The organism is Pleomorphomonas sp. NRK KF1 (assembly GCF_023721755.1).
In the GTDB taxonomy this organism is placed as follows: Bacteria; Pseudomonadota; Alphaproteobacteria; order Rhizobiales; family Pleomorphomonadaceae; genus Pleomorphomonas.
The window spans coordinates 162,305-181,328 of record NZ_JAMDLH010000005.1 but is presented as its reverse complement, the minus strand read 5'-3'; the positions used below and the strand labels follow the sequence as shown (position 1 = coordinate 181,328).

Below are 19,024 nucleotides of genomic sequence, written 5' to 3'. Positions count from 1 at the left end.
TCAGCTGCGGGCCGGCTGGTAGGGCTTTACCCAGTTCATCAGGCTGGCGTAGGGCAAGAGCGAAGCCATGGCGACCAGCATCTTCACCGAGAAGTCGCCCAGCGCCCAGGTGGTCCACGGCAGACCCGTGCCGGCGAAGGCAATGGAGAAGAAGATGGCGGTGTCCACCGCCGATCCGATCGACGAGGAGACCAGCGGCGCCCGCCACCAGGAGCCAGCGCGCAGCCGGTTGAACAGCGTCACGTCGAGAAGCTGGGCGCAGAGGAAGGCGGTGCCGGAGGCAAGCGCGATGCGCGGTTCGGACAGCCAGATCGACAGGACGACGGCGATGGCAAAGCCGACGTAGACGACGCGGCGGGTCTTCTGAGGGCCGAACCAGCGGTTGGTCAGATCCGTCACCAGGAAAGCGAACGGATAGGTAAAGGCGCCCCAGGTGAGGAGATCGCCGAGCCCGAAGGGCGTGAAGGGGTATTGGACGAGAATATTGGATGCGACGACGGTAGCGACCATCGCCAGCACCGAGGGGGTGAGGCGTCTATCGAACATTCCAGAAGGTCTCCGGCAGAACAGACCAGGCTTTTGGAGCTATGAATCGAAAACGGACCGTGAGGTCGCAGTTTCGCATGACGTGTACCACTTGCGGCACACATAAATAAAGCCGCGACGCCGTTTTCAGGCGTCGCGGCTAAATCTGAACTGCTTGGGCCTGAAACTCAGGCGGCAGCGGCCTCGGCGGCCTTCTTGGCGATCTGCTTCTTGATCAGCCGGGCGCGCGGCGACAGCTCGTCGTCACCGGCCTTGGCGAGATAGGCATCGAGACCACCGCGATGCTCGACCGAACGCAGGGCGTTGGCGGAGATGCGCAGGCGCACCGACTGACCGAGCGTGTCGGACAGGAGCGTTACAGCCAGGAGGTTCGGCAGGAAGCGCCGCTTGGTCCTGTTGTTGGCGTGACTGACGTTATTACCCGTCAGAACGGCCTTGCCGGTAAGTTCGCAGCGCCGGGCCATCGGGATACCCTCTTTTTCTGTTGGCGCGGGATCGAGGCCTTGTGGCCGCTCCTCGCGATGAAATAAGCCAAGGCGCCGCTTGCGTCATGCCGACGGCGCCGTTTCAAGTCGCGTTCCTATAGTCGGTCGGCATTGGCTCCGTCAACCCCGGAAGCGAGCGGAAGCCGGCAAAAAAAGCTGTTGGCCGCCGGCAGGGGGCGGCCGATGTCGGCGGAATTTCCCGGGGCAGGAACAACGAGGCTTTCGCCACGTTAACCATCCGGTTACCATGTCAGTCGATCATTCGGCGGACGGTGACCGGCCGAAGGGCCGCCACCCTCCCGCCGGCAGGTGCGTCGCCCGCCGGAATGTTCTTCCAGACGTCGTTCCGGCCGCTTGGCGGCGGCCGAGGGGTGAGGACGGTTTGCCGTCCGCAAACGGAGGTTCCGTGGTGGTTCGTATCGAAACTCTCCCGCGTCGTTTGAAAGGCGCCATGGCGACGGCGGCCTTCGTCGCCGCGCTGTCCGCCGTGCCGCCTTCGGGCGCGGCCGTTGCGCGCGAGGGCGAGGTGCAGGCGCTCTATTCCGCGTCCTTCATGGGAATAGGCATCGCCAAGGGATCCTTGTCGATCAAGGTGGAGCGGGGGGCCTATGCCGCCAAGCTGCATATTTCGACCGCCGGTCTTGCGCGCATCGTCAGCTCGGAAGAGAGCTTCATCGACGCGAAGGGATATGTCGGCCGCTCTCTGGTGCCGTCCACCTATGAACTGATGAGCCGTGGCGACACGGTGACGCAAGTGTCGATGTCGCTCGGCGGCGGCAATGTCCGCAGCCTCAGGGCAATTCCCGAACTCATCGAGCGCGAGGACAGAGTACCCGTGACGTCGGCGGCCAAGCGGCGCGTGGTCGATCCGCTGTCCGCCGCCATCCTGCCGGTCGCCCGTGACGACAAGGATGTCTGCGATCGCACCCTGCCGGTGTTCGATGGCTGGACGCGCTACGACATCAAGCTCAGCTATACCGGTACCGACAGCGTCGATATCCCCGGCTACAAGGGGGATGCCGTCCATTGCTCGGCGCGCTGGGTGCCGGTCGCCGGTCATCGCGAGGGAACCAAGTCGACCGAGTACATGCGCGACAACCGCGATCTCGACGTCTGGTTCGTGCCGATGGCCGAAGGGCGGGTGATGGTGCCGAGCAAGATTTCGGTGAAGACCATGCGCGGCATGCTTCTGGTCGTTGCAACCCAGTTCGGAGACAGCGCCAAGCTTGGAAAGGTCGAGCAGGCAGCCAACTGAAGCCGTCATGGATGCGAGTGCGGCGACCGGCTCGTTCCCGATCTTGTTGCTCTGACTGCCTAGGAAACGCTTTTGACGTGCGATATGTTGCCGACGCAACCTGAAGGAGGGTTGTTGTCGGGGGAATAAACGCGCGCGTTGAGATTTGTCGTTCTCGCGGTCCTGCTGTCTGGCTGCGTTACCCAAAACGAGCTGGCGCTGCAACGCAAGGTCTATCAGCTCGACATTGATGCCCGCGGGGATCTTGGCATCTCCGATGCCGCCACTCGATGCAGCGCCGGGCGGCCGAGCTCACCCTGTCCAAGGGCTATACCCACTATATCATCGCCGATTCCGACTCCGAGACGGGAACCGAGGTGATCGGCCACACGCCCGCCATGTCCCGGACGGTCATGCGCCGGGAGGGTTCATGGCGGTCGGGGCAATCGACGGTCTATACTCAGACCTATGACTACGGCGGGCCGATCACCGAGAAGCGGCAGCGCACCTCGCTGATCGTTGTCATGTACACCCCTTATGACGCACCGCCTCAGGCCATCGACGCCCGGCAGGTGATCGCCTATTCGCGCTAGATCTCGCGAGCCGGTGAAAGCCGATCAGAGCGGCAAGAGGCCGTTTCATCGTCCGGAGGGCCAGTGCCAAGAGGTGCTGGCCCTTTCCACACGTGTCTGCCTGGCGGACAGTTGTGCCAAATTGGGTTGATATCGTTAACGCTCCGGTGACGTCTGTCGGCGATAAGCGCCTGACGGCATCGGCATCTTGTGCCACGGCGACCGTGCGTCGGCATATGTTGGTGGGGCAAAGTGAGAACATCGCCCTGTCAGCGATTCGGTCCATGTTCGTTCCCGCTCTGTCGAAATGGTTAACGCGAGCGCCGATCTACTTCCTAGCGGAAGTAAAAATGGTTAACCATGATTCCCATTTCGAGTCTTGCTCTTGGTGAGGGCTTGACAGCGATTCCCGGGGTGAATCGAACGACTCGGCAGGGTGAGTCTTCGGATTCAACATAGCGCGGCGAAGACTCTGGCCCTCTCCATATCTTGTGGAGAACGAATCCGGAATCTCTTTGAAGTAGCGATTCGCCCCGCATTCGTTCTTGTTTGATTCCTTCTCTGCCGGTTGCCATGCTTCCGCCGGTTTTCTCTGGCCTCTCGGGCGGTCTTTCGTATAGGGAAAGCTACGGCCTCATCGCGCAATCGAACGGGACCCCATGAACATCGTCCGAGCGGCCCCTTTGTTCTCGCCCGCCCGTGCCCGGGCAGTAACGGCGGTGCTGGGGCCGACCAACACCGGCAAGACCCACCTCGCCATCGAGAAGATGCTGAGCCATGGCTCCGGCGCCATCGGCTTGCCGCTGCGTCTCCTGGCGCGCGAGGTGTATGGCCGCATCGTCGCCCGCGTCGGGGCTGGCGCGGTGGCGCTGGTTACCGGCGAGGAGAAGATCGTGCCGCGCGACGCCCGTTACTGGGTGGCGACGGTGGAGGCGATGCCGCGCGATCTCGACGTGGCCTTCGTGGCCATCGACGAGGTGCAGCTTGCCGGCGACATCGAGCGTGGGCACGTCTTCACCGACAGGCTGCTCAACGTGCGCGGTCGGCAGGAGACGATGCTGCTGGGATCGGCGACGGCGAGGCCACTGATCGAGCGCCTCTTGCCAGGGATCGCCGTCACCTCACGGCCGCGTCTCAGTCATCTTGCCTACACAGGCGCGAAGAAGATCACACGCCTGCCGCCGCGGTCGGCGATCGTCGCCTTCTCGTCCGACGAGGTCTACGCCGTTGCCGAGCTGATCCGCCGCCAGAGGGGCGGCGCGGCGGTTGTGATGGGCGCACTATCCCCCCGCACCCGCAATGCGCAGGTGGCGCTGTTTCAGAACGGCGAGGTCGATTTCCTGGTGGCGACGGACGCCATCGGCATGGGCCTCAACCTCGACGTCGATCATGTCGCCTTCGCCCAGGCGCGGAAGTTCGACGGCCACCAGTATCGCGGCCTGACGGCGGCCGAGCTCGGCCAGATCGCCGGCCGGGCCGGTCGTTATCTCAACGACGGCACCTTCGGCGTCACCGGTCGGGTGATGCCGTTCGACGACGACATCGTCACCGCCATCGAGGGGCATGATTTCGAGCCGGTGCGCGTGTTCCAGTGGCGCAACGGCGATCTCGACTTCTCGTCGGTCGATGCGCTCCGAGCCTCGCTCGAGATGTCGCCGGGCGCCGAGGGGTTGACGCGGGCGTTGCCGTCCGACGACCAGCGGGCACTCGACTTTGCGCTGAGGGCCGAGGACGTGGCCGTGGCGGCGCGCGGCCGCGAGCGGGTGGCCCTTCTCTGGGACGTTTGCCAGGTTCCGGACTTCCGCAAGATATCGCCGGCCCAGCACGGTGATCTCATCGTCGCACTCTATCGATTCCTCATTGCAAAAGGCGTGATTCCAGACGATTGGTTTGCACGGCAGGTCGGGTTGTCTGACAGGACGGATGGCGATATCGATACGCTGTCGCGGCGCTTGGCGGACATCAGGACATGGACGTTTGTTGCCAACCGACCGGACTGGCTGTTTGCGCCCGGCCATTGGCGGGAGAAGACGCGCGCCATCGAGGACAGGCTGTCGGATGCGTTGCATGACCGGTTGACCCAGCGTTTCGTGGATCGCCGGACATCGGTATTGTTGAAGAGATTGAGAGAGAACAACATGCTCGAAGCTGAAATCACCGGTACCGGCGGCGTGCTCGTCGAAGGGCAGGCGGTCGGGGAGCTGCACGGCTTCCGCTTCGTGCCCGACCAGGGAGTGGGCGGCGACGGCTCGGAGGCCAAGGCGCTGAAGGCGGCGGCCCAGCAGGCGCTCTCCGGAGAGTTCGACAAACGCGCCGAGAAGATTTCCAAGGCGCCCAACGAGGAAATCGTCCTGTCCACGGACGGCAGTCTGCGCTGGCTCGGCGAGCCGGTGGGGCGCATCGTGGCTGGCGACGATACGCTGGCGCCCAAGGTGATGCTGCTTGCCGACGAGCAGCTTGCCGGCGCCTCCAGAGAAAAGGCGCAGGACCGGCTCGACCTGTGGGTGGGAGCTCACATCCAGACGCTCCTAAAGCCGCTGTTCGACCTGCGCACCGCCGCCGATCTCGAGGGTATCGCCCGTGGCGTCGCCTTCCGCATGGTCGAAGCGCTCGGTACCGTCGAGCGGCACGACATTGCCGACGACGTCAAGGCGCTCGACCAGACGCAGCGCGCCGTCATGCGCAAGTACGGTGTCCGCTTCGGCGCCTACCACATTTACGTTCCGGCACTTCTCAAGCCGGCGCCTGCCGCGCTGGTGGCCCAACTCTGGGCGTTGAAGCACGGCACGCTCGACATGCCGGGCCTTGCGGAGCTGCCGCAGCTCTCGGCTTCCGGTCGTACCTCGATCAAGGTCGATCCGGCTTTTGACAAGACGCTCTATCGTCTCGTCGGCTTCCGGGTCGCCGGCGAACGGGCGGTACGCCTCGACATTCTCGAACGCCTCGCCGACATCATCCGCCCGCTGATCGCTTTCAAGTCGGTCGATGGCGCCACGCCGCCCGAGGGTGCGTTGCCGCAGGGCGGCGGCTTCATGGTCACCGTGGCGATGACGTCGCTGCTCGGCTGTTCGGGCGAGGACTTCGCCTCGATCCTGCGCGGTCTCGGCTATCGTTCCGAGAAGCGGACGATCAAGGTGCCGGTCAAGCCGCAGAAGGCCGAGGCGCCGGCCGATGGCGCGGCCATTGAGGCTGCCCCGACCGATGCAGCGGTCGAGCCTGTCGCGGTCGAGGCTCCTGTCGAGGCGGCTCCCGTCGAGGTCGCGCCGGTCGAGACGTCTGCCGTTGACGCTGAGGCGCCGGCAGCCGATGTCGAGGCGCCAGCCGAAGGCGTGACCGCGGAAGCCGTGGCGTCGCCCGAAGAAGCAACCGAGGCGCCGGCCGAAATTCTGGAAGACCGCGAAGTCGACGTGTGGCGTCCGGGGCGTGGCGATCGGCCTCGGCATGGCGATCACAGGGGCGATCAGAGACATGACCATCGTGGCGAGCGCCGCGGCGGACCGAACCGGGGCGCGTCTTCTCGCTCTGGTGAGCCGGGTGAGGCTGCGGCGTCCGACGGGCGTGGTCAGCGGTCGCAAGACGACCGTCGGCAGGGCCGTCCGCAGGGCGACCGACGCGAGGGGCGTGAAGACCGTCGCTTCGGCGATCGCCGGGATGGTCGTCCCAACGACCGGAACGCCGAGCGCTCGGCCGATCGGCCGCCACGCAAGGAGAAGGTCGCCGATCCCAACTCGCCGTTCGCTGCGCTGGCCGCTCTCAAGGCTTCGCTCGAGCAGCAGAAAAAGAAGTAGGAGAACGGACGGGCGTGTCCGAGGAACCAGTCTCCGGCCGGCAGCGGATAGACAAGTGGCTGGTCTACGCGCGGGTGGTCAAGACGCGAACGCTCGGCCAGGCGCTCGCCGCTTCCGGGCACGTACGCCTCAACGGGCGGAAGGTCGACGATCCCGCTCAGCCGGTCAAGGCTGGCGATGTCCTGACCATTGGGCTGCACGGCCGCGTCAGGGTGCTGAAGGTGCTCGACTTCGCGGAGCGGCGCGGTTCCTTCTCGGTGGCATCCGAGCTTTACGAGGATCTGACGCCGCCGCCGGTCGCCGAGGCGGTCGCGCCGGTTGTTGATGTGGGCGAGGGGCGGCCGACCAAGCGCGACCGCCGCCGCTTCGAGAGACTGACCGATCCAGACCAGAATGACCGATGATCGGCCTTGAACGGCCGGTGGAAGTTCGTTACGCAGCAGGCGCCTCGCCTGTGGATATCAGGGTATTCGCTCATGACCTATGTCGTCACCGACAACTGCATCGCCTGCAAGTACACCGACTGCGTGGAAGTCTGCCCGGTCGATTGCTTCTACGAGGGTGAGAATATGCTCGTCATCCATCCGGACGAGTGTATCGATTGCGGCGTCTGCGAGCCCGAGTGTCCGGCCGAGGCGATCAAGCCGGATACCGAGCCAGGTCTCGACAACTGGTTGAAACTCAACGCCGAGTATTCGGCCGTCTGGCCCAACCTCGCCGCCCGCCGCGATCCTCTGCCCGAAGCGAAGGAATATGACGGCGTGGAAGGCAAGCTGGCCACGCTGTTCTCGCCCAAGCCGGGCAAGGGCGGCTGAGAAAACCGCGCCATCCAGCCTGCGGAATAGGCAATGCAGCCATGTGACGCCGCATTTTTGCGGTGTGCCGCGTCATATTGCTTTGTTTTTTGTGGTTTTTGTGCTATAGCTAACGTTGACAGTCGACGAATTCTTCCGGTCGCCAGCGGGACCCTGCACGGGGTCTTTTTTATGACCTTCATTAAGGCGCAAGCCTTCGTGTCGGTCTTGGCATGTGTGCAGATAGTACGCTGCGACCGAAAGCGAAACCCCAGATCGACTGAAAACAACGCGAAAGCGTGCCGGCGGAGCGAACTTAGAGGTTCGCAGTTCATGATCTACCCTTACTCACTTGCTGCCTCCCGGCAGGAGAGGGTGATTTTGTCGCCGCCGACACTGAGGAGTGGATGGACTGAATGGCCACTGCGAAGAAACCCGCTGTCCGTAATGGGTTCAAGACCAACGAGCACATCGTCTATCCGGCCCATGGGGTCGGCCAAATCGTTGCCGTCGAGGAGCAAGAAATCGCCGGCATGAAGCTGGAGCTCTATGTCATCGTCTTCGAGAAGGACAAGATGACCCTGCGCGTCCCCATGGCGAAGGCCGAGCAGGTCGGCATGCGCAAGCTTGCCGAGGACGACACCGTCGACAAGGCGCTTGAGATCATCAAGGGCCGCGCTCGTGTCAAGCGCACCATGTGGAGCCGTCGCGCCCAGGAATACGAAGCCAAGATCAACTCCGGCGATCTGGTTGCCATTTCCGAGGTCGTGCGCGACCTGCACCGCGCCTCCAGCCAGCCCGAGCAGTCCTATTCCGAGCGTCAGCTCTACGAGGCGGCTCTCGATCGCATGGCGCGCGAGATCTCGGCGGTGTCCCGCATCACCGAAACCGAGGCCATCCGCCGCATCGAGGACAGCCTCAACAAGAGCCCCAAGCGGATCGCCGCCCGTGGCGATGCCGCCGAGGATGTGGCCGACGAAGGCGAAGACGAGGCGGAAGCCGCCTGATAGATAGGCGCCGACGCTTTTGTCCGTTTCTTTTCAAGGCCCGGCGGGGAGACCTGCCGGGCCTTTTTCGCGCGGCGCGGGGGAGCGTTGAGCGACGATCACGGGGGAGAGTATGGCGAAGCCAACTTGCGCGTGGCTGACCGTTGCCTTTCTGGCGGGCCTGCTTCCGGCGGCGGCGATGTCTGCCGGGCGCAGTGGAACAGTGTTTCGATCCGTGGCGGTGGGGAGTTGCCTGGCGACGGGGCCGGAGAGGGTCTGCCTTACCGCGCCTCTCACTCCCGGAGCGACGACGACAGCGCTCGACGTCCTGCGAGACATTTATCCCGGTCTCAGCGCGAACGGCATCGGTCATCGGTTCGCCGGTGGCGAAGCGGTGGAGGCCGCCAGCGACCCTGGCACCGGTGAACCGGCGGATCGAGCCGTCGACATTTCAACACGCGACTTTGCCGACATCGCCGTGATCGGGGAGGGCAGGAAAGCCTATGCGGCCGCCGTGAGCGGAGGCGTCGTGACGATGGCCGAGGTCAAACCGGCCTACAGGCCGCTCGGCCGTCTCCTGGTCGCCACTGACCCCGGCGGACCGACAAACGGCTATCGGCTGCTGCTCGCCGCCCCCGACAGCCCTGTGGCGGTGACGCGAAGCAGCCATTTCAACTCCCAGGAGGGGTTCGACGCATTCCATCTGGTCGGTGTGGTCGGCGGTGAACTCGTCGATCTCTACGACGGGCCTTATCTTTACTCGCAGGCCGAGACAACGGAGCAGTGCGAACTGCTCGATCATCGCGAACTCGTGGCCGCCTTCGAGACGCGAAAGCGGAAGCACCACGGCCTTGCGGACATCGGTATCGTGATCGATTACGCCGCCACCTGCCTCAACGGCGAGGACAGCCAGCAAGTCGAGAACAGGTCCTTCCCAATCCGGCTGACCTTTGACGGCTCCCGTTATGATGGCGACTCGTCGGTGCTCGATGATCTCAATGCCAGGTTCGCCGAGTGAGCGCCGCCGCTACATTCGGCGGCGCCCTTTCCCGGTTCAGCGGGCCATGTCGAACAGCAGGATCTCGGCGTCGCCTTGGGCGACGATGGACAGGTTGGGCGATCTCTCGATGGCGGCGCCGTCGCCTTCCCTCAGATCCTGGCCATTGACGGTGACGCTACCGCGCGCCACTTGCAGCCAGCCCAGGCGGCCGGTCGCGAAGGCGTGGTCGACCTCGGTGCCCGCCTTGAGCCGTCCGGCATAGAGGTCCACGTCACGATGGAGCGTCAGCGCTCCGTCGCGCCCGTCCCGGGAGGCAACCAGCCGCAGGCGGTCGCCAAGTTCGGCGTCGCCGAAGCTCTTCTGTTCATAGGATGGGGCGAAGCCGTCGGCTTCCGGCAGAATCCAGATTTGCAGGAAGTGAACGGGATCGGTGGCCGATGCGTTGAACTCGCTGTGGCGGATGCCGGTGCCGGCGCTCATGCGTTGCACGTCGCCGGGGCGGATCACGGAGCCGGTTCCGATGCTGTCGCGGTGCTGCAAGGCACCCTCCAGCACGTAGGAGACGATTTCCATGTCGGCATGCGGGTGGGGCGGGAAGCCACCGCCACCGGCCACACGGTCGTCATTGATGACCCGCAGAGGGCCAAAGCCCATGGCGGCGGGGTCGAAATAGTGTCCGAAGGAAAAGCTGTGGTGGCTGTCGAGCCAGCCGGCGTCGGTGTGGCCGCGGTCCTCGGCCTTGCGAATGGTGATCATCGCGGGTCTCCCTGATCGGGGCGAAAATGATCGCCCGCTTGGTGACCCCAAGATGGGACGCGGCGGCCGGTTTGTCAGGACTGCGTATTGCCACCGCACTGTTCTCGAAAGGTGAACAGTGTCGGGCGTTCAGCGGTCGACGATGATCTTGACGCGCGTACCGGGGCGCGGCTGTTCGTTGGCGGCCAGCCCGTTGAGCGCCCTGAACAGGATGACGCCGCGGTCCATCGGCACCATCCGCCGGGTGAGTGTTTCGGCGGTCTCGCCCGCCGCCACGGTGACGACGCGGATGCGCAACGGGGCCAGCGACGCCTTCTCGGCCTCCGACAGCGAGCGGAAGGATGCGACGGTGGAGGCAAAGGTGCTGTCGAGCACGGCGGCGTCGCCGCGCGTCGCGAACAGGAAGCGGAAGGCCTGGTCGTTGAAGCGAACGACCGCGATCCGGTAGGTGAAGCCGCGCGCCGAGGCAGAGGCGACGGCGGCCGGCAGGCCGGCGATCGACACGGTTCGCACCGACTGGCGGTCAAGACCGTTGACCCAGCCGGAGTTGATATACTCGACGAGGTCGCTTCCGGCGGCGACGTTGGCGCCGTCGAAGCGCATGGCTACGCCGTCGGCATTGGTGGCCAGCACCGCCTTGGACGTGTTGTCGATCAGGAAGCCGTCCGGGACCTCGAAGGCGAAGCCCAGCTTGGCATGCAGGAACTGACGGCCGCGCACGTAGCCTTCGTTCGGATCGTCGCCATACATGATGCCGTCGATGCGCGAGAGATAGCCGTCACGGTCGACCTCGCCGTTGGTGACGCCGGTCGCCTTTGCGACCTCTTGCGCCTGGGCGAGGCGTTCGGGCGTCGACGGGTGCGAAGAGAGGAAGTCGATGGCGCCGGTGTCGTCTTCGGGCAAGCCGTTTTTCCAGGCCGCGAGACGCGACATCGAGGTCAGGAAGCGGGGCGAACCGAACGGATCGAAGCCGGCCTTTGCCAGCGTTGCGATACCCACTCGGTCGGCCTCGAGCTCCTGAATCTGAGAGAACCGAGCCAGCGACACCTGGGTCGAGGCGAGGGCCACGCGCTGGACGGCCGGGTCCTGCACCACGTCCTGCACGGCCTGGCTGGCCACGGCGGCGGCCTCGGCCTTCTGGGCGCGCAGATAGGCGTGCCGCGCCGTGACGTGGGCCATCTCGTGGGAGATCACGGCGGCCACTTCCGCCGTGTCGCTGGCCAGCGCCAGGAGACCGCGCGTGACGTAGACGTATCCGCCGGGAAGGGCGAAAGCGTTGACGGCCGGTGAGTTGAGGATGGTGACGCGATAGCTGCGCCAAGGCTCTGGGCTGGCGGCAACCAGCCGCCCGACGACGCTGGCGATCGCCAGTTCGGCCTCGCGATCCTCGTAGGTACCGCCAAAGGCCGCGACGATCTTGGGGTGCTCCCGCTCGGCAATCGCCACCTCGTTGGGGTCGATCTTGCCTTGCGGGACGGCAGAGGCGGCCAGCTGTTCGGCGGAAATGCCGCCATCCTCGCCGGAAAGCCCCAGACAGCCGGCGAGCGACAGGGCGATCGCCAGAGCTGCGGCTCTCGACGCGAACCAGCAGAGATTGCCCGTTCTACCCATCCGTCCGACCATCACCTTCTAGTCCGCTCCATTCTCTGCCGCTTCGTCCAACAGCCGCAAGGCTGCGGGCGTATCGAGTTCAAGATCGAGGCCGTTGCGCCAGCGAGCCCAACCACGAACCTCAACCATCCGCCCGGAGAGGCTCTCCGGTGGTCGTCCGGCGACAACCAGCGCCGACGTCAAGGCTTCTCGAAGGCGCACCGTGGCATCCGTTCGGAAGTTGTCGCCGAAATTGATATAGGTTGTTCGGCCCGATCGGCCAATCGAGGCGACCTTGCCACGACCGAGCACGAAGTCGGGCAGGCCAGTTGCCGCCGCATTCAGGTTTGTCCATATCCGGCTTTGCCGCCAAATACCACGTTTTTCCGCTCGCGCCTTGGCTTCGGCGGCAAGAAAGCGCGCGGCGCAGGGCGCAAAGGACACATCGGCGACGCCGGCTCCTGCCGCGAGAAGCCGTTCGGCCAGGCCGCCACCGTTCTCAAGACGGAGGATGCCATGAAGGCGTCCATGCCGGTCCGGTTCCTCGGTCGAAGCGACGAACGCGGTGGGTACGCCATGAAGGTCAGAGAGGATTCCGGTCTGAGTGGTCCGCGCCAAAGCGCCCGCCCTGGCCGGAAGAACCACGCCGTCCAGAACGACGACGAGCTCGGGGCTGGCCGCCTGCAGCGGGGTCAACGTCACCACGGGACGGATGGTGGCCGCCCGAGGCGGGAGGGCGGCTTCGACGCGATGGGTCGGCGTGAAAGATCCGTCAGCGCATGTTTCTTCGGAGTCGGCCGGCGAGGCCGCCAACAAGAACATGAGAAGGCAGAGCGCGACGACCGGTCGAAGCATGAAAGGGTCTCAGAAGCATCCGACTCTAGCGAATGTCGCGCTACATGCCTATCCCACTCGATGACAAGGCTGCCTTCCCATCATGGCATGCGGGTTTCGAAAAGGGGCTGTCAAAGCCGCCCTCGATTTGCTAGATGAGCCAAAGCGGCCGGACGCTTGGTCCGGCCGCACCGCGTCCCGGTAGCTCAGCAGGATAGAGCAACGGTTTCCTAAACCGTAGGTCAGGGGTTCGAATCCCTTCCGGGACGCCATTTTCCGGCTGTCCAAACCTATCGTTTGACTGCCCTGATGACTCCGATCAGGATGCTGGCGCCAAGGACGCCGGCGATCAGGTAGCCGATCCAGCCGCCGAACGAGATGCCGAGGATCCCGAACAGGAAACTCGCAATGGCCGCGCCGATGATTCCGAGCACGATGTTCAGGAAGAGACCCGTATCGGTCTTCATCAGTCCAGAGGCAATCCAGCCCGCGAGGCCGCCGATAATGATGGCTGCGATCCAGCCGATGCTTGCGTCGTCCATTTTCTTACCCCCATGCAAACCGTTCAAGCGAATGGCCAAGCCTCCGGCAGATTGCGTCTTGGGGAGCAATCTTCCGCTGGCTGGCATTGACACAACGAACGATAGGGAAGGCAGTTCCCTCGGGAAGGGGAACATGTGCTTTCCGCCGGGCATCCGGCCCTAGGGATGGACACTGGAAAAATGCCGGCGGCCCTTGCGGGGATCGCCGGCACGTGACGACTGTCGAGCTTGCGCCGCTCAGGGGAACCGGGCGCGGAAATCGGTCAGTGTCGCGTAGGAACGCTGAGTGCCGCGCCGAGTGATCGAGTCGGCGGCATATTTCGCCGCTTCGGTCAGCGCTTCGAAGATTGGCAAGCCTTCGGAATGGAAGTGGGCGAAAGCGCCTATGAAGGCGTCGCCGGCGCCTGTGGTGTCGACGGGCTCCACCTTGACCGGCGAGATCCGACGCGTGCCGGCGGCATCGACCAGAAGGGCGCCTCGGCCGCCCATGGTGACCACCACTGTGCCGATGCCGCGTTCGATCAGCGACCGCGCGGCCACCTCCGCTTCATGCTCATTGTTGACCGGGAGGCCGGTCAGCGTTGCCAGCTCGGTCTCGTTGGGGGTCAGGAAGGCAAGGTCGGCAAGACGCGCCACGTCGAGGTCCGCGGCGGCGGGGGCAGGGTTGAGCAGCGTCGGCACGCCGAGTTCCTTGGCCTTGAGAACCGTGTGGTAGACGGTTTCGACCGGGACCTCCATCTGCATCAGGATCAGCTTGCATCCCTTGAGGACAGGGATAGCGGCATCGACGTCGGCCGGCGTCAGATCGGCGTTGGCGCCCTTGACGATCAGGATCGAGTTCTCGCCCGACGGTTCCACGAAGATCGGCGCCACGCCCGACGAGCGGCCCGACGTCCGCAACACGTGGGTGGTGTCGATGCCGTTGCGCTGGAAGTTGGCGATCGTCGCGTCGGCGAAGGCATCGTCACCGACGCGGGTCACCATCGCGACGCTCGAACCGAGCCTTGCCGCCGCGATCGCCTGGTTGGCGCCCTTGCCGCCGTGGCCCATTTCGAAGGTTGGCGCTTCGATGGTCTCGCCGCGCAGCGGCATGCGGTTCACATAGGTGATCAGGTCCATCATGTTGGAGCCGACAACGGCGATCTTCGACATCTTTTCCTCCGGTTGTCCGCTGCCCGTCCCCGGGGCGCGGCCGACTGTTGCTTGCGGCGGCGATCAGCCTGCCATGCGCTCGGCTTCTCGACGGCATTCCCCGGCATCGAGATGGCCGAGCTCGACGGTGAAGCGGGCGGTCTCGCCGGCGGCGAGGCTGCGGACGTTGCCCTTCTGCTTTTCCGCCGTGTAGCCTTCCGGCTCGCAGGTCGACGGCAGCGCGAAGGCGGCCACCTGCTGGTCGTGACCGGCCAGGATCCACCGCACCGTCTTGGGGAAGTCGGTGGTGTTGTAACGGGCGAAGAAGGCATCGCCTTCGGGCCGGCGCATCATCAGGCGGGTATCGCCGGCGGCGTCGGTGGCGAGGCCGCGCAGATAGAACACCTGCTCGGGGTCGTAGCCGTCGGCCTTGCGGATGACGCGGCTGCCGGCAGGGTCGGCGGCCAGCGCAGCGACGCGGGCCAGATAGTCCGGGTTGGGCCTCACATGTGCCGGCACGGCCGTGCGCGTCGCCGTGCGATCGGGCGTGAAGGGCGCCTGTTGCAGGATCTCGGCGCCCTCGCTGAAGGCGTAGTTGACGTGGCACATATACATGAGGTCCATCGGGTCGCCGGCCGACAGGTTCGTCACCTCCATCGCCATGTCGAAGCGCGCGGAGCCGGCGCGCAGCGTCACTGACGGACGGGCTTCGTAATGCGACCCGAAGCCCATGGCGTACTCATAGCTGCCGACGACGCGGAGATAGTCGCCGCGATCGTCGCTGCCCGTCTCGATACCGGCCCAGTCCATGGCGGCGCAGGGCATTTCGCCATGCGAAGGATGATTGTCGGCGGGGCCGGGGACGCCGTTGCGCAGCAGGCCCGAGTGGAAGGCGAAGCAGCCGTAGGTTTCGCCGATCGTCGGTACGCGGCGTGGTGCCTTGAAGATGCTCTTCATGGTCAGGTCGACGCCGTCGAAGGCGGCTTGCCAGATCATCTGTCCGAGATAGGGTAGGACGATCAGCGATCCACGGGCGTTTTCCAGACGGATCGCCTCGATCCCGGTGGAATAGCGGAACAGGCTGGCCTTGAGCGAGGCGTGTTCGACGGCCGGGCGCTCGACCTCGTCGAAGGCGGCGCGGGAGAGATGGAAGAGGGTCATTTGCCGCGATTCCTCAAAACGTTGATCACCATGACGAGCAGCAGGAAGCCGCCCCAGATGAAATCGATGAGGTGGTTGGAGAAACGCATCATCTGGAAGCCGGAGGCGAGCAGCATCAGTGCGATGACGGCGATGGAAACGCCGAGCACCGTTCCCTTGCCGCCAGCCGGATTGGTGCCGCCCAGCACCGAGATGAGCACCGCCTGGAGGAGATAGGAGGTGCCGTAGTCGGACTTGGCGGCGTTGGTGCGACCCGAGAGCACGATGCCGGCCAGAGCGGCCAGAGTTCCACTCAGCATGTAGGAGTAGAGCACCATGCGTTCCGTTCGGAGGCCGGCGAACACGGCGGCGCGCGGGTTGGTGCCGATCAGGAACAGGTTGAGGCCGAAGGGCGTCTTCGTCAGCATGACGGCGATCGCCACGACCACCACCAGGAACAGGACCAGCGGCACGGCGATGCCCAGGATCTTGCCGTTGCCGATGAAGCCCCACCACGCCGGAAAGCCCACGATGGCCGGCCCGCCGGTCAGCACCATGCAGAGGCCGGTGAAGATCTGCCCGGTGCCGAGCGTTGCGAGGATGGGCGTGATCCTCACCTTGGCGATCAGCAGGCCGTTGAGGGTGCCGGCGAGCAACCCGACGCCGAGCGCAAGGACGACGCCGGCGATGACGCGCATCAGCTCGGCCGCCGCGCCGGCCTCGGGGGCGGCGGGGTAGAGGCGGGTGAAGAACACGCCGGCCAGGATGCCGGCGAGGTTGGCGATGCCGATCACCGAAAGGTCGATGCCGCCGGTCAGCATGGCCAGCATCATGGCGATGGCCACGATACCCAGCTCGGGAAAGATGAAGCTGATGGATTCGAAGTTGTAGTAGCGCAGGAACTTGTTCGGCTCCAGCGCCGACATCAGCAGAAAGATCACCGCTGTGATGATCAGGAGCTGGAGGATGTTGTTGTCGCGATTGACGAAGCGACGGAGGTCGGTGAGCTTGTTCATGGATCTGGCTTTCACACGAGCGCCTTGCGGTCACGCCAGGCGGTGAGGGCCGTGGCGATGACGATGACGCAACCGACGACGACGCCTTGCCAGGTGTTGTCGATGCGCATGATGATCAGGCTGTTCTTGATGAGCGTCAGCATGAAGACGCCGAGAATGGTGCCGAACACCGAGCCACGGCCACCGAAGATCGAGGCGCCTCCCAGCACCACGGCGGCGATGACGTCGAGCTCGTAGCCGACGAAATCGCGCGGGTTGGCGAGCCAGATCATCGAGGCGTGAAGGAGTCCGGCAAAGCCTGCCAGAGCGCCGGCAAGGCCGTAGACCAGATAGACAGTGCGGCGGGTGTTGAAGCCGACGCGCTTGGCGGACTCGGCATCGTCGCCGTAGGCGAAAATGGCGCGGCCGGCCATGGTGCGCGTCAGGAACAGCCACATCAGCAGGGCGATGCCGAGGTAGATGAAGATCATCAGGGACAGCTTGCTGCCGCCGATCTCGATGGTGCTGCTGCCGAAGGCGATCAATGAGGGCGGCATGCGATCGATGTTGATGATCGACGTGCCGACAAGCCCGAGCAGCAGGCCGCGCACCACCGATGCCGAGCCGAGCGTGACGATCAGCGGGATCATCCGGAAGGTGTGGATGAAGAAGGCATTGGCCAGGCCGCAGAGAAGGCCGATCACCGTTGCGCCGATGAACGGCAGAACCACGCCCTGATAGCCCATCGCATTCATGGCGATGACCGTCAGGTACATGGCGGCGACGGCGAAGGCGGGGAAGGAGACGTCGATGCCGCCGGAAATCATCACGGTCAGCACGCTGAGCGCCATGATGCCGATGACGACGTTGGCCCTCAGAAGATTGAACAGGTTGTCGGCCTGCCAGAAGGCCGGGTTGATCACGCCGATTACGATCATCACGACGATGAGGATGGCGAGCACCGCCGTTTCGGACCGGCGCAGAAGTTTGGAAACAGAGGTCATCAGCGCAGACCCTTCAGGCGGCCATGGATGTCGTCTTCTTCGACGCTTCGCGTGTCGAGTCGATCGACGATCTCGCCCCGGTGCATCAGCAGGATGCGATTGCAATTCTGAATGAGTTCGGGCACGTCGTCGGAGATCATCAGCACGGCGAGACCGGTGCTGGCGGCCAACTCGCGGATACGCCGATGGATCTCGGCCTTGGAACCGACATCGACGCCCACGGTGGGGCCGTTGAGAATCAGCACTTTGGGATTGGTCAGCAACCAGCGGCCGATGACGACGCGCTGTTGATTGCCGCCGGAAAGCTGGCCGGCGTGCTTTTCGATGTCCGGCGTGGCGATGCGCATGTCGGACACGGTCTGTTCGGCCAGGGCGTTGAGCCGTTCATGGTCGAGGAACGGACCGCGCGTCGCCCTGCCGATGGCGCTGGCGATGACGTTGCGGGCGATCGGCTGTCGCATGAACAGGCCTTCGGAAAGGCGGTCTTCAGGCACATAGGCGATGCCGGCGGCGACGGCGTCCTGCACGCTTTCCAGACTGAGCGGTGCGCCGTCGAGGCGGATGTCGCCGCTGTGCGGTTCCATGCCGAACAGGGCCATGGCAAGCTCGGTGCGACCGGATCCGAGCAGGCCGCTGAGGCCGACGATCTCGCCCCGGTGAAGGTCGAGATCGACGCCGCGCACGGTGTCTCCGACGGAAAGGCCACGCACCGAAAGCCGGGGCTCCTCGCTGTCGTCGCCGGTCCAGACGTGCCGCTCGTGGCCGATGTCGTGGCCGGTCATGGCGCGGGTGATGCGCGCCTCGTTGAATTCACCGGTCGGGCCTTCCTCGACCTTGCGGCCGTTGCGGAAGACGGTGATGCGTTCGGAAATTTCCAGCATCTCGCGCATCTTGTGGCTGACGAACAGCACGGCGATGCCCTTGGCCTGGATTTCGCGGACGATGGAGAACAGGCGGTCGACCTCGCGGCCGGTCAGCGCCGTGGTCGGCTCGTCCATGATCAGGAGGCGCGTCTCGCTCATCAGCGCGCGAGCGATAGCGACGATCTGTCGGTCGGCGGTCGAGAGGGTGCCGACCGTGGCGTCGAGATCGATCGCCACGTCGAGCCGGGCCAAGGCTTCGGCGCCGAGCTGGCGGCGACGCTTGGGATCGACGAAGGTCTTGCCTTCGCTGAGCAGCCGGTTGAGGGCGAGGTTCTCGGCGACGGTCAGGCTGGGGAACAGCGAGAAGTCCTGGTAGATGACCTGGATGCCGGCGGCGATGGCGTCGCGCGGACCAAGACCGGCCACCGGTTTGCCGTCGATGAGGAGGTCGCCTTCGTCGAAGTCGTAGACGCCGGAGACGATCTTGATGAGGGTGGATTTGCCGGAGCCGTTCTCGCCGGCAAGGCAGACGATTTCGGCGGGGAAGATCTGGAAATCGACGCCGTCGAGCGCCTTCATGCCAGGAAAGCGCTTTGTGACGGCGCGGAGTTCGATCAGGGGTTCGGCCATGGTGTGCGCTTCGATTTCCGAACGGGAACGACCTTTGGGATGAATGGCGTGGCGAGCGGCTGCGAGGGCCGGCCGCATGGGCCGCCTCGTCGAACCGGGATTGTCACGCAAGGCATGGGGAACGGCGGACTTGC

Annotated in this window: 18 protein-coding genes and 1 tRNA gene; 8 read left to right on the top strand and 11 right to left on the bottom strand. The window is 64.9% G+C overall.

Going from position 1 to position 19,024, the window contains the following annotated elements; genetic code table 11:
• Both M4J39_RS14180 and rpmB read right to left on the bottom strand, forming a co-directional pair.
• Positions 1-546, bottom strand: coding sequence for a queuosine precursor transporter (locus M4J39_RS14180; protein ID WP_251728996.1), 546 nt, complete (start codon positions 544-546; stop codon positions 1-3).
• Between the two features lie 167 nt (positions 547-713).
• Positions 714-1,010 carry a 50S ribosomal protein L28 gene (gene rpmB, locus M4J39_RS14175; RefSeq protein ID WP_100080416.1) on the bottom strand — a complete coding sequence of 99 codons (297 nt, stop codon included), beginning with the start codon at positions 1,008-1,010 and terminating at the stop codon, positions 714-716.
• A gap of 430 nt (positions 1,011-1,440) precedes the next feature.
• Between rpmB and M4J39_RS14170 the strand changes: the two genes are divergently transcribed.
• The 7 genes from M4J39_RS14170 (at position 1,441) to M4J39_RS14140 (ending at position 9,423) form a co-directional block, all read left to right on the top strand.
• Complete coding sequence (locus tag M4J39_RS14170; RefSeq protein WP_251728994.1) at positions 1,441-2,286, top strand: DUF3108 domain-containing protein; 846 nt, start codon at positions 1,441-1,443, stop codon at positions 2,284-2,286.
• A gap of 269 nt (positions 2,287-2,555) precedes the next feature.
• The gene (locus M4J39_RS14165; RefSeq protein WP_251728992.1) at positions 2,556-2,858 is read left to right on the top strand and encodes a hypothetical protein; all 303 of its coding nucleotides are present in this window, start codon (positions 2,556-2,558) and stop codon (positions 2,856-2,858) included.
• Between the two features lie 638 nt (positions 2,859-3,496).
• Complete coding sequence (locus M4J39_RS14160; protein WP_251728990.1) at positions 3,497-6,625, top strand: helicase-related protein; 3,129 nt, start codon at positions 3,497-3,499, stop codon at positions 6,623-6,625.
• Positions 6,626-6,639: 14 nt separating this feature from the next.
• Positions 6,640-7,029: a S4 domain-containing protein gene (locus M4J39_RS14155; RefSeq protein ID WP_251728988.1), complete on the top strand. Its 390-nt coding sequence runs from the start codon at positions 6,640-6,642 to the stop codon at positions 7,027-7,029.
• Positions 7,030-7,101: 72 nt separating this feature from the next.
• Positions 7,102-7,440: a ferredoxin FdxA gene (gene fdxA, locus M4J39_RS14150; RefSeq protein WP_251728986.1), complete on the top strand. Its 339-nt coding sequence runs from the start codon at positions 7,102-7,104 to the stop codon at positions 7,438-7,440.
• A gap of 395 nt (positions 7,441-7,835) precedes the next feature.
• Positions 7,836-8,426, top strand: coding sequence for a CarD family transcriptional regulator (locus M4J39_RS14145; protein WP_251728985.1), 591 nt, complete (start codon positions 7,836-7,838; stop codon positions 8,424-8,426).
• A gap of 112 nt (positions 8,427-8,538) precedes the next feature.
• Complete coding sequence (locus tag M4J39_RS14140; RefSeq protein ID WP_251728983.1) at positions 8,539-9,423, top strand: hypothetical protein; 885 nt, start codon at positions 8,539-8,541, stop codon at positions 9,421-9,423.
• A gap of 36 nt (positions 9,424-9,459) precedes the next feature.
• Here the strand turns inward: M4J39_RS14140 and M4J39_RS14135 are convergent, their stop codons facing one another.
• The 3 genes from M4J39_RS14135 to M4J39_RS14125 all read right to left on the bottom strand — a co-directional run bounded on the left by M4J39_RS14135 (position 9,460) and on the right by M4J39_RS14125 (position 12,606).
• Positions 9,460-10,161: a pirin family protein gene (locus M4J39_RS14135; RefSeq protein WP_251728981.1), complete on the bottom strand. Its 702-nt coding sequence runs from the start codon at positions 10,159-10,161 to the stop codon at positions 9,460-9,462.
• 129 nt (positions 10,162-10,290) lie between these two features.
• Positions 10,291-11,772: a M48 family metalloprotease gene (locus tag M4J39_RS14130; RefSeq protein WP_251728979.1), complete on the bottom strand. Its 1,482-nt coding sequence runs from the start codon at positions 11,770-11,772 to the stop codon at positions 10,291-10,293.
• An 18-nt stretch (positions 11,773-11,790) separates the two neighbouring features.
• Positions 11,791-12,606 (bottom strand): hypothetical protein, encoded by an 816-nt coding sequence (locus M4J39_RS14125; protein WP_251728977.1) that lies wholly within the window; start codon positions 12,604-12,606, stop codon positions 11,791-11,793.
• Between the two features lie 174 nt (positions 12,607-12,780).
• On the opposite strand from M4J39_RS14125, the gene M4J39_RS14120 reads away from it, so the two are divergent.
• Positions 12,781-12,857: transfer RNA gene (locus M4J39_RS14120), tRNA-Arg, on the top strand.
• 18 nt (positions 12,858-12,875) lie between these two features.
• Here the strand turns inward: M4J39_RS14120 and M4J39_RS14115 are convergent.
• From M4J39_RS14115 to M4J39_RS14090, 6 genes are all read right to left on the bottom strand, one after another.
• Positions 12,876-13,127 (bottom strand): GlsB/YeaQ/YmgE family stress response membrane protein, encoded by a 252-nt coding sequence (locus M4J39_RS14115; protein WP_251729259.1) that lies wholly within the window; start codon positions 13,125-13,127, stop codon positions 12,876-12,878.
• A gap of 237 nt (positions 13,128-13,364) precedes the next feature.
• Positions 13,365-14,279 (bottom strand): ribokinase, encoded by a 915-nt coding sequence (rbsK, locus tag M4J39_RS14110; RefSeq protein ID WP_251728976.1) that lies wholly within the window; start codon positions 14,277-14,279, stop codon positions 13,365-13,367.
• A 63-nt stretch (positions 14,280-14,342) separates the two neighbouring features.
• A complete protein-coding gene (locus tag M4J39_RS14105; RefSeq protein WP_251728974.1) occupies positions 14,343-15,419 on the bottom strand; it encodes an aldose 1-epimerase family protein in 1,077 nt (358 codons plus the stop codon).
• Complete coding sequence (locus tag M4J39_RS14100; RefSeq protein WP_251728972.1) at positions 15,416-16,414, bottom strand: ABC transporter permease; 999 nt, start codon at positions 16,412-16,414, stop codon at positions 15,416-15,418. Before M4J39_RS14100 ends, M4J39_RS14105 begins: the two co-directional genes overlap by 4 nt.
• An 11-nt stretch (positions 16,415-16,425) precedes the next feature.
• Positions 16,426-17,397, bottom strand: coding sequence for an ABC transporter permease (locus tag M4J39_RS14095; protein ID WP_251728970.1), 972 nt, complete (start codon positions 17,395-17,397; stop codon positions 16,426-16,428).
• Positions 17,397-18,968, bottom strand: a complete 1,572-nt coding sequence (locus M4J39_RS14090) for a sugar ABC transporter ATP-binding protein (RefSeq protein ID WP_371875452.1) — start codon at positions 18,966-18,968, stop codon at positions 17,397-17,399. Before M4J39_RS14090 ends, M4J39_RS14095 begins: the two co-directional genes overlap by 1 nt.
• Positions 18,969-19,024 lie beyond the last annotated feature (56 nt).

Excerpts from the sequence above, each read along its gene's own strand:
- M4J39_RS14180 (WP_251728996.1), bottom strand. The coding sequence starts at position 546 with ATGTTCGATAGACGCCTCACCCCCTCGGTGCTGGCGATGGTCGCTACC.
- M4J39_RS14130 (WP_251728979.1), bottom strand. The coding sequence starts at position 11,772 with ATGGGTAGAACGGGCAATCTCTGCTGGTTCGCGTCGAGAGCCGCAGCT.
- rbsK (WP_251728976.1), bottom strand. The coding sequence starts at position 14,279 with ATGTCGAAGATCGCCGTTGTCGGCTCCAACATGATGGACCTGATCACC.
- M4J39_RS14165 (WP_251728992.1), top strand. The coding sequence starts at position 2,556 with ATGCAGCGCCGGGCGGCCGAGCTCACCCTGTCCAAGGGCTATACCCAC.
- M4J39_RS14160 (WP_251728990.1), top strand. The coding sequence starts at position 3,497 with ATGAACATCGTCCGAGCGGCCCCTTTGTTCTCGCCCGCCCGTGCCCGG.
- M4J39_RS14125 (WP_251728977.1), bottom strand. The coding sequence starts at position 12,606 with ATGCTTCGACCGGTCGTCGCGCTCTGCCTTCTCATGTTCTTGTTGGCG.
- M4J39_RS14115 (WP_251729259.1), bottom strand. The coding sequence starts at position 13,127 with ATGGACGACGCAAGCATCGGCTGGATCGCAGCCATCATTATCGGCGGC.
- fdxA (WP_251728986.1), top strand. The coding sequence starts at position 7,102 with ATGACCTATGTCGTCACCGACAACTGCATCGCCTGCAAGTACACCGAC.
- M4J39_RS14140 (WP_251728983.1), top strand. The coding sequence starts at position 8,539 with ATGGCGAAGCCAACTTGCGCGTGGCTGACCGTTGCCTTTCTGGCGGGC.
- M4J39_RS14100 (WP_251728972.1), bottom strand. The coding sequence starts at position 16,414 with ATGAACAAGCTCACCGACCTCCGTCGCTTCGTCAATCGCGACAACAAC.
- M4J39_RS14105 (WP_251728974.1), bottom strand. The coding sequence starts at position 15,419 with ATGACCCTCTTCCATCTCTCCCGCGCCGCCTTCGACGAGGTCGAGCGC.
- M4J39_RS14145 (WP_251728985.1), top strand. The coding sequence starts at position 7,836 with ATGGCCACTGCGAAGAAACCCGCTGTCCGTAATGGGTTCAAGACCAAC.
- M4J39_RS14135 (WP_251728981.1), bottom strand. The coding sequence starts at position 10,161 with ATGATCACCATTCGCAAGGCCGAGGACCGCGGCCACACCGACGCCGGC.
- rpmB (WP_100080416.1), bottom strand. The coding sequence starts at position 1,010 with ATGGCCCGGCGCTGCGAACTTACCGGCAAGGCCGTTCTGACGGGTAAT.
- M4J39_RS14095 (WP_251728970.1), bottom strand. The coding sequence starts at position 17,397 with ATGACCTCTGTTTCCAAACTTCTGCGCCGGTCCGAAACGGCGGTGCTC.
- M4J39_RS14090 (WP_371875452.1), bottom strand. The coding sequence starts at position 18,968 with ATGCGGCCGGCCCTCGCAGCCGCTCGCCACGCCATTCATCCCAAAGGT.